This window comes from Streptomyces sp. NPDC001941 (assembly GCF_040296945.1).
Lineage (GTDB): Bacteria > Actinomycetota > Actinomycetes > Streptomycetales > Streptomycetaceae > Streptomyces.
On record NZ_JBEOYE010000003.1, the window covers coordinates 248,885 to 262,105 of the forward strand.

The 13,221-nt window shown below is 74.4% G+C and carries 9 protein-coding genes; all 9 read right to left on the reverse strand.

Annotation, left to right across the window (positions count from 1 at the left end):
* Positions 1-63 precede the first annotated feature (63 nt).
* Entirely contained in the window at positions 64-1,404 is a 1,341-nt protein-coding gene (gene dpgC, locus ABT160_RS04775) for a (3,5-dihydroxyphenyl)acetyl-CoA 1,2-dioxygenase DpgC (protein ID WP_351643537.1), read from the reverse strand.
* Positions 1,404-2,162 (reverse strand): enoyl-CoA-hydratase DpgB, encoded by a 759-nt coding sequence (gene dpgB, locus ABT160_RS04780; protein WP_351643540.1) that lies wholly within the window; start codon positions 2,160-2,162, stop codon positions 1,404-1,406. The genes dpgC and dpgB overlap by 1 nt, the downstream gene beginning before the upstream one ends.
* A gap of 160 nt (positions 2,163-2,322) precedes the next feature.
* Positions 2,323-3,420, reverse strand: a complete 1,098-nt coding sequence (gene dpgA / locus ABT160_RS04785) for a 3,5-dihydroxyphenylacetyl-CoA synthase DpgA (RefSeq protein WP_351643688.1) — start codon at positions 3,418-3,420, stop codon at positions 2,323-2,325.
* Between the two features lie 93 nt (positions 3,421-3,513).
* Positions 3,514-7,428 (reverse strand): non-ribosomal peptide synthetase, encoded by a 3,915-nt coding sequence (locus ABT160_RS04790; protein ID WP_351643542.1) that lies wholly within the window; start codon positions 7,426-7,428, stop codon positions 3,514-3,516.
* A 132-nt stretch (positions 7,429-7,560) separates the two neighbouring features.
* Positions 7,561-8,895, reverse strand: coding sequence for an aminotransferase-like domain-containing protein (locus tag ABT160_RS04795; RefSeq protein WP_351643544.1), 1,335 nt, complete (start codon positions 8,893-8,895; stop codon positions 7,561-7,563).
* Complete coding sequence (locus tag ABT160_RS04800; RefSeq protein WP_351643545.1) at positions 8,892-9,095, reverse strand: MbtH family protein; 204 nt, start codon at positions 9,093-9,095, stop codon at positions 8,892-8,894. Before ABT160_RS04800 ends, ABT160_RS04795 begins: the two co-directional genes overlap by 4 nt.
* 336 nt (positions 9,096-9,431) lie before the next feature.
* Positions 9,432-10,394 (reverse strand): response regulator transcription factor, encoded by a 963-nt coding sequence (locus tag ABT160_RS04805; RefSeq protein ID WP_351643547.1) that lies wholly within the window; start codon positions 10,392-10,394, stop codon positions 9,432-9,434.
* Between the two features lie 575 nt (positions 10,395-10,969).
* Positions 10,970-12,268 carry an MFS transporter gene (locus tag ABT160_RS04810; protein WP_351643550.1) on the reverse strand — a complete coding sequence of 433 codons (1,299 nt, stop codon included), beginning with the start codon at positions 12,266-12,268 and terminating at the stop codon, positions 10,970-10,972.
* 165 nt (positions 12,269-12,433) lie between these two features.
* On the reverse strand, positions 12,434-13,021 hold the full coding sequence (locus tag ABT160_RS04815) for a PadR family transcriptional regulator (RefSeq protein WP_351643553.1): 588 nt from the start codon (positions 13,019-13,021) through the stop codon (positions 12,434-12,436).
* Positions 13,022-13,221: the final 200 nt, after the last annotated feature.

Sequence of the window (13,221 nt, forward strand, 5' to 3'; positions counted from 1 at the left end):
GACGGATGCGCGGTGACATGTCACCCGTGACGGCCGGTCGGCCGACCGGTGGCCGGTGACCGGTCAGCTCAGGTGCGCCGTGGAGAACCTGGTCACCTTGCGGATCACGTCCTCGCTGTACAGCCGCAGCGCCTGCTGCACCGCGAACTGTGCCATGTACGCGCGGAACGCGTCCTGGGGCTCCTCCGCGAGTCGCAGCATCCGACGGTTCGTCACCACCGCCGGACTGTCCAGGCGTTCCGCCGCCGCGTCCACCGCACGGTCCATCCCGTCCCCCTCCACGACCTCGTCCACGAACAGCCGCGCGTCCGGCTCGGTCGCCCAGATCCGGCGGCCCCACAGCACGATCTGCCGCGACAGCCGCGCCCCCGCGGCCTGCTGCAGACGGAAGTTGGCGACGCCCGGGATGATCCCCTCCTGCGCGGCCGGCAGGCTCAGGAACGCGTCGGAGGCGGCCACCACCCGGTCGAAGACCAGCAGCAGCTGCGCCCCGCCGCCGATGGCGAACGTGTCCACCGCCGCCACCCACGGCTTGACCACCGTCGGCGAGTGCCAGGCCCCGTCGTGGTCCACGAGCAGTCCGCGCGAGAGCTTCGCGATGTAGCCCAGCTCCCGGCGCAGCAGGAAGTCCACCAGCGAGATGTCGCCCGCGTGCAGGGCCTTGAGGTTGATCCCGGCGCTGAACACCCGCCGGCCCCGGTAGCGCGGATGCGTCATCTCGCCGCCGCGCAGCACCCCCACCCCCACCGCCGGGTCGAGCAGCACCAGGTCGACGGCCGTCTCCATGTCGTCGACCTGGCGGTCGTCCTCGGCGTTGAGGCTGTCCTCGCGGCACATGGTCAGGTACGCGGCCGAGCCGCGCCGTTCGACCCGTACCGAACCCAGGTCCACCGCGCCGGAGCGCCGGAACTCCGCCAGCAGGCCGAGCGCGCGCGGCGTCGGCAGCAGCATCGAGTCCATCAAGTGCCGCCCCGCGAGCGGGGATTCGAGGAGCCGCGAGAACAGCAGCCCCTGGTCGATCTCCCGGCCCTCCTTCAGCCCCTGCGCCCGGCCCCGCTCCTCGGCCATCTGCTCGGCCGTCGGCACCAGTCCCGGGAAGGCCAGCGGCGCGGCGCCGGCCAGTTCGGCGAGGCGCGGACGCCGCGACCTGCCGCCGGTCAGCTCCTCGTACACGGCGTCGGCGTGCACCGAGAGGAACCGGCCGCGCAGCCCCCGCGCCGCGCTCTTCGCCGTGGCGGCGGCCTCCCGCTGCTCCGGCGTCCGGTCGGCCGGGTCGGGCAGCGCCGCCAGCACGTCCTCCGCCTCGGCCGCCCCCGCGAGCAGCGCCTTGCGGGCGGTCGACAGTTCCCCGGCCACCTCCTCGTGCGCGGCGGACCCGTGCCCCGGACCGTGGGTGCCGGCCATCAGGCCCCGGCCTCCCGCTCGCGCCGCAGCGAACGGTCGCACGCCGACAGGTGGCTGCCCAGCGCGTCCTCGAAGCTGACACTGGTCGCGTCGATCAACAGCCGCCGCCGTACGGCCAGTTCGGCGCCCGGGAACGCGGTCAGCAGCTCCACGGCCGCCTTCACCGCCGCCTCACGCTCGCCCTCGCCGACCACCTCGTCGAGGAGGTTCAGCTCCAGCGCCTCCCCGGCCGCCACCGGCGTGCCGAACAGCACCGCGCGCCGCACCCGGGCCGCGCCCGCGTGGCTGGCGAGCCGGAACAGCGCCATGCCGGGCCACACCCCGTCCGGCCTGACGTGCGGCCGCAACAGGGTGTTCGCGCGGGCGATCCGGTAGTCGGCGGCGAGCAGCGCGTCCAGCGCGACGCCGCCGCACTCGCCCTCGGCCAGCGCCAGCGTGGGCGCGCCGAGGCGCTCCATGCGGCGCAGCGCCCGCTCCCACTTGCTCACCAGGTGCACGTCGACGCCGTCGCCGCGCAGATCGCGGTCGCCCGCACCGCCGCCCAGGAGCAGGACGCCGACGGGGCGGCCCTCGCCGGCGGCGGACTCCAGCTCGTCGCAGAAGGCGTCGAGCTCGGCGACCAGCGCGGGGGACAGGGCGCGTCCCGAGTCGACGCGCAGCTCCGGGCCGGCGCCCGCGCCGGGGGTGCCGGAGGTCTCGCGGGGCGTGGTGGTGGGATCCATACCGGCCGTGGCGGCCGTCGCAGTCCGTGCGGACAATGCCTTGCCTCTCCGTGTGTGAAGCGTGAAGCGTGCAGCGTGGAAGGTGACGTGTGCGGTGTGACGTGGCACTCATGGGCGCGCTCCAGGGGCCACGGGCGCGGCCCAGGAGTGCGTCCCACGGGTGTGCGCGGGCCGCCCGACGCGGCCCGGCTGCCCGCTACCAGCGCACCAGTGCCGTCTCGATCGTCGACCCGGGGCCCATGGTCATCAGCACCCCGTACTCCCCGGGCCGGACCAGGCCCTCGTCGAGCAGTCGCTCGTAGGAGAACAGGAAGGAGCCGCTGGAGAGGTTGCCGTAGTCGCGCAGCACCGCGGTGGTGTGCCGGACGTCGTAGCGGGTCAGGCCCAGGTTCACCATCACCGACTCCACGACCTTCTTGCCGCCGGAGTGGACCAGCCAGTGGCCGATGTCGCTGCGCCGCAGCCCGGTGCCGTCCAGCAGCTTGTCCACCACGGTCTCGACCCGGCCGCCGACCACGTACGGGATGTCGCGGTCGAGGAAGAAGCTGAAGAGGCCCGCCTGGTCGTCCCAGTCGTAGCGCATCGCGCCGATCGCCTCGGGGATGATGCCGCTGGCGAACTTCAGCAGGTCCGGGCCGCGTTCGGCGCGCGGCGCGGGCACCTCCTCGCCGCTGACCACGCAGATCGCCGCCGCGCCGTCGCCGAAGAGGCTGTTGACCACGGCGGTGCGCATGGTGCCGTCGAAGACGTACGCGGCCGAGCACACCTCGATGCAGACCATCACGGCCAGCTCGCCCGGGTGCGCGTGGGCCCAGCCGGCCACGGCGTTCAGGGCGTTGAGTCCGGCGTTGCAGCCCATGCCGACGACGTCCAGGCGGCTGCAGTGGGTGTCGATGCCCAGCTCGCGGATCAGGTGCGCGCTGAAGCCGGGCGTCATGAAGCCGGTGGTGGTCACGCAGGTGAGGTAGCGGACGTCCGCGAGCTCCTGGCCCGCCCGCTTGAGCGCGGCCTGCACGGCCCGTACGCCCATGGAGAGGCCCTCGGAGCGGTGCTTGGCCAGGAGTTGGCCCTGCGCCTCCTGGGCGCGGGTGCCGTCGGGCAGCTGCGGCGGCAGCGTCAGGAAGCGGCGCTCGATGGCGCTGTTGAGGAAGACCGACCGGATTCGGCGGTCCTCGATGCCGAACGCGTCGAGCAGCTCGGCCTGGGTGTAGGAGTTCGCCGGGGTGGCGGTGCCGACGCCGGTGATCCGGGAGATCGGCGAGCCGCTCAGCGGGACGGCGCCCGCCGTGCGCAGCGCGCCCGGGTTGGGGAGGCGGAGTGCGGTGGTCACCGGTACGTCCACCCCCAGCTCCGACGGGCGCTCCTGACGAGCTCCTTGACCTGTTCCTCAGCCAATGTCGTTCACCTCGTTCCGCAGGACGGGTCCGATCGCCCGCAGGGCGTCGGCCTTGACGATCTCGAAGTGCCCGTAGGGCACTTGATGGGCCGTCACCTCTCCGTTGAGGTACGGCTTCCAGGCCACCGAGGGCGGTGGTCCCGGACGGTCGGGTTCGGACGCGTCGAGGACGAGCGTCCGGGCGCGCACCGGCAGCGGCCGGTGCGCGGCTGCCGCGCGGAGGTTCTCGTGGGCCACCCTCGGCAGCCGTTCGAGGACCCGGTCGGGCAGGTCGGTGAGCGGGTGCCCGCCGGGCAGCGCGGCCCGCAGTTCGCCGGCGGTGGGGTACGTGGAGGTGCCCGGCGGCAGCTCGGCCGCGCCGTCCACGGCCACGTACACCGCCTCCGCGATCCCGGCCGCCGGGCCGTCGGGGCCGCCGGCCGGCGCGTCGAGGAGCACGAGCAGCGCCACCGTCTCACCCGACGACTCAAGGAGCCGGGCGAGGTGCTGCGCGAGGACGCCGCCGAGCGACCAGCCGGCCAGCACGTAGGGGCCCTCCGGCTGGAGCGCGCGGAGCCGCCGCAGGTGCGCGGCCGCCAGCCCGGGCAGGTCCAACGCCGTCATCTCCGGGTCGTCCAGGCGCGGGTCCTGGAGTGCGTGCACCGGGCATGCGCGCGGCAGGTGCGCGAGGAGCGCGGAGTAGGCCCAGCCCAGGCCGTTGGCCGGGGGCAGCAGGAACACCGGCCGCCCGGCGCCGCCGGACCGCAGTGTCAGGACCGGCCCGACGCCCTCGCCTGCGCGGTCCGCCCCGGCCGCGTCCAGGGCCCGCTCCAGGCGCTCCACGGTCGGCGCCTCGAACACGGTGCGCACCCGCAGCTCCACGCCCAGCGCCTCACGGATCCGGCCCACCAGCCGGATCACAAGGAGTGAGTGCCCGCCCAGGTCGAAGAAGCCGTCGTCCAGGCCGACTTGGTCCACGCCCAGGACCTCGGCGAACAGGGCGCACAACGTCTTCTGGCGCTCCGTCACCGGGGCCCGCCCGCGCCCGCCCGCGGGCCGCTCGGGCTCGGGCAGCGCGGCGCGGTCCAGCTTGCCGTTGGCGTTCAGCGGCAGGGCGTCCAGCTCCACCAGGTGCGGCGGCACCATGTGGTCCGGCAGCCGGGCCGCCAGGTGGTCGCGCAGCGCCGCCGGGTCCGCCGCGCCCGGTGCGGCGGCGACGAAGTAGCCGACCAGGCCCTGGGCGCCGGAGCGGTCGGGGCGCGCGACCACCACGGCCCGGGCGACGCCCGGGTGCCCGGCCAGGGCGGCCTCGACCTCGCCCGGCTCCACCCGGAAGCCGCGCACCTTGACCTGGAAGTCGTCGCGCCCCAGGTACTCCAGGACGCCGTCGGCGCGCCACCGGGCCCGGTCGCCGGTGCGGTACATCCGGGAGCCCGGGGCCCCGAACGGGTCCGCCACGAACCGCCCCGCCGTCAGGCCGGGCCGCCCCAGGTAGCCCCGGGCCACCCCGGTGCCGGCCAGGTACAGGTCGCCCGCGGAGCCCGTCGGCACCGGGCGCAGGCCCGGATCCAGCACGTACGCGGCGGTGTTGGCGAGCGGCCGGCCGATCGGCACGGTGCGGGCGCCGGGGGAGACGTCCAGGAGCGTGGAGTAGACGGTGGTCTCGGTGGGGCCGTACTGGTTGACGACGGCCGAGCCGAGCGCCGCCATGTCGCGCGCCAGGTCGGCCGGGAGCGCCTCGCCCGCGTTGAGCATCCTCAACCCGCGCAGGGCGTCGGGGACTTCGGCGACCAGGGAGCGCCACAGGCTCGGGGTGGCCTGGAGCGCGGTGACCTCGTGGCGCCGAAGGAGTGCGGCCAGTTCGCCGGGGTCGCGCGCCGCGTCGCGCGGGGCGAGCACCAGGCAGGCGCCGGAGACCAGCGGCAGGTACAGCTCGGCCACCGAGGCGTCGAAGGAGACCGTGGTGATCGCCGCCAGCCGGTCGCCGGGGCCGAGGCCGTGGTGGTCGCGCAGCGCCAGCGCCAGGTTCACCACGGCGGCGTGGCCGATCACCACGCCCTTGGGGCGGCCGGTGGAGCCGGAGGTGTAGATGACGTACGCGGCGGCGTCCGGCGGCACCGGGCCGCCGAGCTCCGCGTCGGCGAGGTCGGCGGGCGACCCGGCGGCGATCCGCGCGGCCGTGCCCGGCTCGTCGAGGACCACGAGCGGACGTCCGCCCGGCACCGCGCCCGCGGTCGCCGACTCCACCAGGACCAGCGCGGGCCCGGCGTCGTCCAGGGTGTACGCCAGGCGGTCGGCCGGGTGCGTGGTGTCCAGCGGCAGATAGGCCGCGCCGGACTTCAGCACGGCGAGCAGCGCGACGACCATCCGCTCCGTACGCGGCAGCGCCAGCGCCACGAGCCGCTCGGGCCCCGCCCCCAGACCGACCAGGTGGCGGGCCAACTGATTGGCTCGTTGGTTGAGTTGACGGTACGTCAATGTGGTGGTGCCGTACGCCACGGCCGGCGCGTCCGGGGTGCGGGCGGCCCGCTCCTCGAAGGCCCGGGCCAGCGAGGCGGCGGCCACCGGCCGCGCGGTGTCGTTCCAGTCGTCCAGCAGCCTCCGCCGCTCGGCCGCGTCCAGTACGTCGAGGTCGTCGATCCGCACCCCGGGGTCCCGCGCCACCTGCCGCAGCACCCGCTCCAGACGTATGGCCAGGGCCTCGGCGGTGCCGCGGTCGAACAGGTCGGAGGCGTACTCCACGAACCCGTCGAGGCCCGCGGGCGCGCCGTCCCCGTCCTCGCACTCGGCCAGGAAGAACGACAGGTCGAACTTGGCGATGTCCGCGCGCCCCGGCTCCGGGCGGCAGGCGAAACCGGCCAGTTCGAAGTCCGCGATGCCGCCGCTCTGCATGGACACGTACACCTGGAAGAGGGGGTGGTGGGCGAGGGAGCGGGCCGGGGACAGGTCTTCCACCAGGCGCTCGAAGGGGAGGTCCTGGTGGTCGTAGGCGGCCAGGTCCACCGCTCGCGTACGGTCGACGAGTTCGGTGAAGGTGGGGTTGCCGGAGGTGTCGTTGCGCAGCACCAGGGTGTTGACGAAGAAGCCGATCAGGTCCTCCAGGGCCGCGTCCCCGCGCCCGGCGACGACCGTGCCCAGCGGGATGTCGGTGCCCGCGCCGATGCGGGTGAGCAGCGCCGCCACGGCCGCCTGCACCACCATGAACACCGAAGCCCCGCGCTCGCGCGCCACCGCGCGCAGCCGGGCGTGCTCCTGCGCGCCGAGCCGCACGGGCACGCTGCCGCCCCGGTAGCCGGCCGAGGCGGGCCGCGGCCGGTCCACCGGCAGCGCGAGCTCCTGCGGCAGGTCCGCCAGGGCCCGCCGCCAGTAGGCGAGTTGGGACGGGCCCTCGGCGTCGAGCAGCTCCCGCTGCCAGAGCGTGTAGTCGGCGTACTGGATCTCCAGCGGCTCCCAGCGGGGCGCGCCCCCGGCCAGGCGGGCCGCGTAGGCGGTGGACAGGTCCTGCGACAGGGGCGCCATGGACCAGCCGTCGGCCGCGATGTGGTGCACCACCATCACCAGCACCGACTCCTCGGGCCCGAGGTCGAGTACCCGTACGCGCAGGGGGAGTTCGGCCGACAGGTCGAAGCAGTGACCGGTCGCCTCGGCGGCCCGCGCCGCCACCTCGCCGGGCGCGCAGGCCAGGAACTCCACGGGGACGTCCGCCTCGTCCAGGATGCGCTGCACCGGTTCGCCCGCCACCTCGGCGTACACGGTGCGCAGCACTTCGTGCCGGGCGGCCACGTCCCGTACCGCGGCGGTGAACGCCGCCGGCTCCAGCCGTCCCGCGACGCGCGTCACCACCGGGATGTTGTACGTCGCCGACGGGCCTTCGAGCCGGTACAGGAACCACAGGCATCGCTGGGCGAAGGACAGCGGGAGCACCACGTCACCCCTTTCCGGGCGGTGTCGGTCGAAGGCCGTCGCGGCCGGTCTCGGGCGTCATGCGATCTCGGGCGTCGTGCGGCGTCGGGCGTCATGCGATCTGAGGCATCGTGCGGTCTCAGGCGTCGTGCGGTCTCAGGCGTCGTGCGCGGACACGAACCGGGCCAGCCGGTCCAGGCCCGTCTCGATCTCGTCCGGCTCCAGGTGGCTCACCGAGAGCCGGATATCGCGCCGGGCCCCGCCGCCCGCGTAGAAGTGGTGCATGGGCGTCCACAGCACCCGGTGCTCGCGCGCGCACCGCTCCAGGAGGTCGTCGCCGGCCGCGAACGGCAGCGCGCACACCAGGAAGAAGCCGCCCGAGGGCCGGTTCCAGGTGACGTACGGGCGACGCCCGGCCGGGAAGCGGCGCTCCAGGCCCTCCAGGACGAGGCGGAGGTTGCGCCGGTAGACCGCGCTCTCGCGGGAGTTGGCGGTGCGCAGGCTGCCGCCGTTCTCGAGGAGCTTGCCGCCGATCACGGCCTGTGCGAGGGGCGAGGTGTTGACCGTGAGCATGCTCTTGAGCTCGGCGAGGCGGTCGGCGAGCAGTTCCGTACGGCCGTCGGGGCCGGTGACCCGCTGGTCGGCCACCACGTAGCCGACGCGCGCGCCGGGGTTGCCGGTCTTGGCGAAGGACCCGAGGTAGACGACGGTGCCGGACCGGTCGAGGGACTTCAGGGTGGGCAACGGGGGGTTGCCCTCGGACGGTTCCGGGCCGAACAGGCCGTACGGGTTGTCCTCCAGGAGCAGCAGTCCGTTGTCGCGCGCGGCCTCGATGAGCCGCTCGCGGGTTTCCAGGCCGAAGCTGAGCCCGGAGGGGTTGCCGAAGTCGGGCACCAGGTAGCAGGCGCGCGGCCGCAGCCCCCGCTCCCTGGCCGCCCGGGCGACGGCCACCAGGTCGTCGACGTCCACGCCGTCGGCGGACGGGGCGACCGGCAGCACCGGCATGTCGACCAGGTGGGCGGCCCCCGCCGCGCCCACGTAGGTCGGCATCACCGCGAGGAGCACGTCGCGCTCGTCGCGGCGCAGGGCCCGCAGCGTCAGGTACAGGGCCTCCTGGCAGCCGACGGTGACCACGACGGCCTCCGGGTCGACGTGCACGCCCTCGTCCAACTCCAGGTTGCGGGCGATCAGTTCGTGGATGATGCCCTTGGTCCTGCCGTACTGCAGCAGCGTCCCGCGCACCCGGCGCTCGTCGCCGCCGCAGCGCTCGCGCAGGTGGGCGGCGAAGCGGTCGATCTGGCGGTGCACCGACTCCAGGTCCAGGAACTCCTCGTAGGGCCGGCCCGCGGCGAAGGAGACGGCGTCGGGGTAGTGCTGCGCCACCTCGTTGAGGAAGTTCATCGACTTGGTGGTGGGCGAGGACAGCGAGCCGTGCAGCCCGTCCAGGCGCAGCCCGGCCGCCAGGTCCGGCCGGTCCGTGGCACTGGTCACGTACGGTCCTGCAGGCTGCGCGGACGCAGGTCCGTCCAGTGCTCCTCCACGTGCGCCAGGCACGTCTCGCGCGGGGAGTCGTCGAGGGCGGTCGTCCAGCCCTGGGGGACCTCGATCCCGGAGGGCCAGAGCGAATGCTGGAGTTCGGCGTTCACCAGGACCTTGAAAAGGCGTGACTCGTCGTCGAAGGGATTCGACATTCCGTCCCCTTGGGATGCGTCAGGGAAATCGTCCGGCCGCGGTGGATAACGGGCCGCGAATGATTCGGGAGTGATCCGTGATTGATTCGGAAGTGAATCGGCGGTGATGCGGAGGTCATTCGGCGGTGATCCGGAAGTGAAGCGAGCGGGAGCCGGGATCTCGTCGGCTCCCGCTGGAATTCCGCGCCGCACGCAGCTTATGGAGGCGTTCGTGGCGGGAGCAAGGCCCGCCGGGCCCCTTCCGCGTCATCTACCTGTCACCCGGGGCCCCGGTGCGGGGCCCCGAGGTCCGCTTGCGGACACGGCCCGGCCGGACCGTGCGGCGGAGGGCGCCCCTCAGGAGGCGCGGTGGGCCACGAGCCCCAGCTCCGCGGCCCGGATGCCGGCCTGGAAGCGCGAGGTGACGTCGAGGCTCTTGAGGATGCGGGCGACGTAACGCCGGTAGGTGCGCACCGAGACGCCCATCTGCCGGGCCGCCGCCTCGTCCTTGGCGCCGGAGCACAGCAGCCGCAGCACCTGGCTCTGCACCGAGTCGGCGGCGATCCGGCCCAGGACGCCGAGCGAAGGACCGCCCGCCGCGTCCGCGCCGGAGGGGCCGCTCGGCACGGCCGCCAGCGCGGGCGGCGCCGGGGGGAACGGCGGCACCGGTGCCGCCGGCCCGTGCGGGGCGGGTGGCGCGTGGACGGGTGGTACGGGTGGCGCGTGGACGGAGGGTACGGGTGGCGCGTGGATGGGGGAGACGGCCTGTTCCCACAGCGCACCGTGCACGCGGCGCAGCAGGTCGACCATCTCGGTGTGCTGGAGCAGCAGCCCGCTCGGCTCCTCGCGGTCCTCGGTCTGTACGACTCCGGTGTCCGGGCCCAGCGTGATCAGGTTGGGCGGCGGGGCCGGGGAGAGCCGTACCTCGGCCCCGGCCTCGATCAGCCTGCGCAGCCGGTGGCGGGCGGCCGGGGCGCGGGTGGCGTCGCGGTGCAGCAGCAGGCGAAGCCCGTGGCCCGGGCCGAGGATGTCCCGGCCGCAGAACTCGGCGAACTCCTGCCCGACGTCCTCGCGCCAGGCGACGTGGGCGACGACCCGCTGCCTGCGCAGGGTCAGCGAGGCCGCGCGGAGTATTTCGCGCACCGCGCCCATGTCGATGCGGCGAATTGTACGGGCCAGGCCCGTGCGGTAGATTGTCAGCGCCTCTTGGATGATCTGTTCGGCATTGCTGATGGCGGCGTCCGTCGGCGGGGATAATTCGCCGACGGACTCGACGGGATTTCGAGGATCCTGCTCGAAATTCCGGCTGGTGTCTAACACGTTTGCCCCTTGTGATGTCGGACCTCACGGCCGAATCGCATCGATATCGCATCGATCCCGGGGCGCGGGGGCGCGCCGTGGTCCGCCGCCGGTCTCCGCGCGTAGCCGCGGATCTCCGGACGGCCGCCACGGATGCCGCGTGGATGCGGCAACGGCCTTGTGCACGCCGGGAGTTGTCCGGTCAGAGCCGCTGTGGGCGGGAGCGGGTGCTGCGGCGGCACGCCGTGGTGCGCTCCAGAGCCATCGTTCCCCGTCCTGACCGTCAACCGCGTCGAGTCGACTGTGTGCGGAGTGCTGCGAGTGCGGGTGCTGCGACCGGTTCCCGGAGCATGCGCGTACCCCGGTGCGGGCGCGCCGCGGCCAGGCGGACGCGCGTCCCGAATCGAGGCACATCTTCCGGACCGGTGAGAGTGGTTGTCAACAGGAGATGTTGTGGAGTTGGCGTGAAGGGGTGAACCCGGTTGCCCGACCGGTAAAACGGCGGAGCCGCTTACAGGAGTAACGGGCCTCCGCGCGCCCCCGTGTGCCGTCCGCGCGACGGGGCCTGCCCGGTCCCCTCCGCGCGACGGGGGGGCCTACCCGGCCCGGGCTGCCTCGTGCTCCTCGGGCCACTGGGCGCGGCGCAGCTCCCGGGTGCGCAGCCCCACGCACCAGGCGGCGGCGAGGACCCCGGCGAGGACCAGTACGGCGACGGCGCCCGAGGCGTGTTCCAGGAGCTGGCCCGCCGCGAACACGCCGAGCGAGGCGCCCGCGCCGAACACCGTCATGCACGCCGCCACCGCCCTTCCCCGCTGCTCGTCGGGAACTTGACGGAAAATCAGGATGTCGACGAGCACCCGCATGGACGGCCCGCCGAGACCCAGCAGGAACAGGGCCAGCGTCGGCCACCACCGGCCCCAGGGCGCCGCCAGCGAGCCGATCAGCACGAACGCCGTACCGCCCAGCCACAGCATCAGCACCCCCGGCCCGAGCAGCCGGTGCAGCGGCGCGACCAGCACCGTGCCGGCCAGTCCGCCCACCGCGAGGCCCATCGTGGTGAAGCCGATCGCGGTGCTGGACATCCCCTGCTCGCGCAGCCGCACCACCACCGTGAGGATCACCGGAGCGGTCACGGTGTTCATCGCCGCCGCGAACAGGGTGCCCGCGCGCAGCGTCGGACGGCTCCACAGTGCGCGCAGCCCCACCGTCATCCGCGCCACGAACGGCTCCTTGTCATCCGCCCGCATCGGCGCGTGCGGCGCCTCCACGGGCGGGCGCACGAACAGCGTGAGCACCAGCGACGCGGTGAACGAGAAGGCGGTCACCAGGAACGGCACCACCTGCGCCACCGCGTACAGGGCGCCGCCCAGCGGAGGTCCGGTCAGCGCGGCGGCGTGGCTGCGCACCTCCTCCTGCGTGAGCGCGGCCGTCAGCTGCCGGGGCGGCACCAGGGAACGCACGAGCAGCATCCGCGTCGAGCCGCCCAGCGGCTGCGCCGCCCCCACCACCACCGCCACCGCGAGCAGGTGCGCCAGCGAGACCGAATCGAGCAGGAAGGCCGCCACCACGCTGCCGGTGGCCAGTGCCCGCAGCGCCTCCACGCACAGCAGCAGCCGCCGCCGGTCGTAGCGGTCCGCGAGCTCGCCCGCGGGCACCCCGCACAGCAGCGACGTGAAGATCTGTACGCCGCCGAAGGCGCCCGCCCAGCCCGGTGAACCGGTCACCGCCAACACCACGAGCGGATAGGCGAGTTCGGCGATCTCCTTGCCCAGGAAGGCGAAGACCGAGCCGGTCCACAGGAGCTGGAAGCCGCGGTTGCGCCGCAGCGGTACGTCCGGGGCGGCGTCGCGCTCCGGGGACACGTCGTGCCGGGAATCGGCCGACCCACTCGACAAGGTCCCTCCTCGGGCCGTGCGCCCCTTGCGGGGCCCGGCGACTGTACGGCGGGGCGGGGCGCGGGCGCACCGGGGTGGTCCGCATGTGGACAACTTGCCTTCCACGTCAGGTGGTTCACCGTGACGCCGTGACGCCGGCGTCCCCTCGCCCCCGGTGGGCCCCGCTCACCGCGCAGGCGCGTCGCCCTCCGGTTCGTCGTCGTCCTCCGCGAGCAGCAGGTACAGCTCCCGCCGGGTGCGCGCCAGCAGCCGGCCCGCGCGCTCGACCTGTGCTCCGGACGCGACCGTGCCCACCTGCCGTACGGCCGCGCTCAGTTGGGACAGCTGCTGGTATAGCTCCGGCACGCCCTCGTCGGCCGTGTCGCGCCACGTGTCCCAGGGGGTGCCCCACTCCTCGGCGTCCTCGTCGCAGTGCCGGGCGCCCTCCTCGGTGAGGTGGAACAGCCGGGAGCCCTTGGCGCCGGTCGCGCGCACCAGGCCCTGCTCCTCGCACTGCTGGAGCACCGGGTACACCGATCCGGGCCGCGGCCGCCACATCCCCAGGCTGCGGCGCTCCAGCTCCTGGGCGATCCGGTGCCCGCTGTGCGGCTGCTCGCGCAGCAGCAGCAGGACGGCGGCGCGCAGGTCGGGGCGGTGCCCGGGCCGGGGCGGCGGGGGAGGGGCGGCGCCCCACCCGTCGTACACGTGGGTGTGCCCCGGCAGCGGGTAGGGCGGGGGCGGTGGAGGGGGCGGGGGCTGGGGCGGCAGGTACACGGGGTCCTCCTCGTGGGCCGGGCCGACAGCTTCCGGAAGGAGAGCGTCGGACGACGGTAACGATATATCTGTAGCGTCGGCCGAGGGAGGCGGGAACCGGCCACTTCACGGGAGCGGGAGGGGGCGGGCCGCCCGGCGGGGCTGTCATCTAGAGGACAGCCAGCCCTCCGGACGCCCTCGGAGGCGGCCGGGCTCCCTAG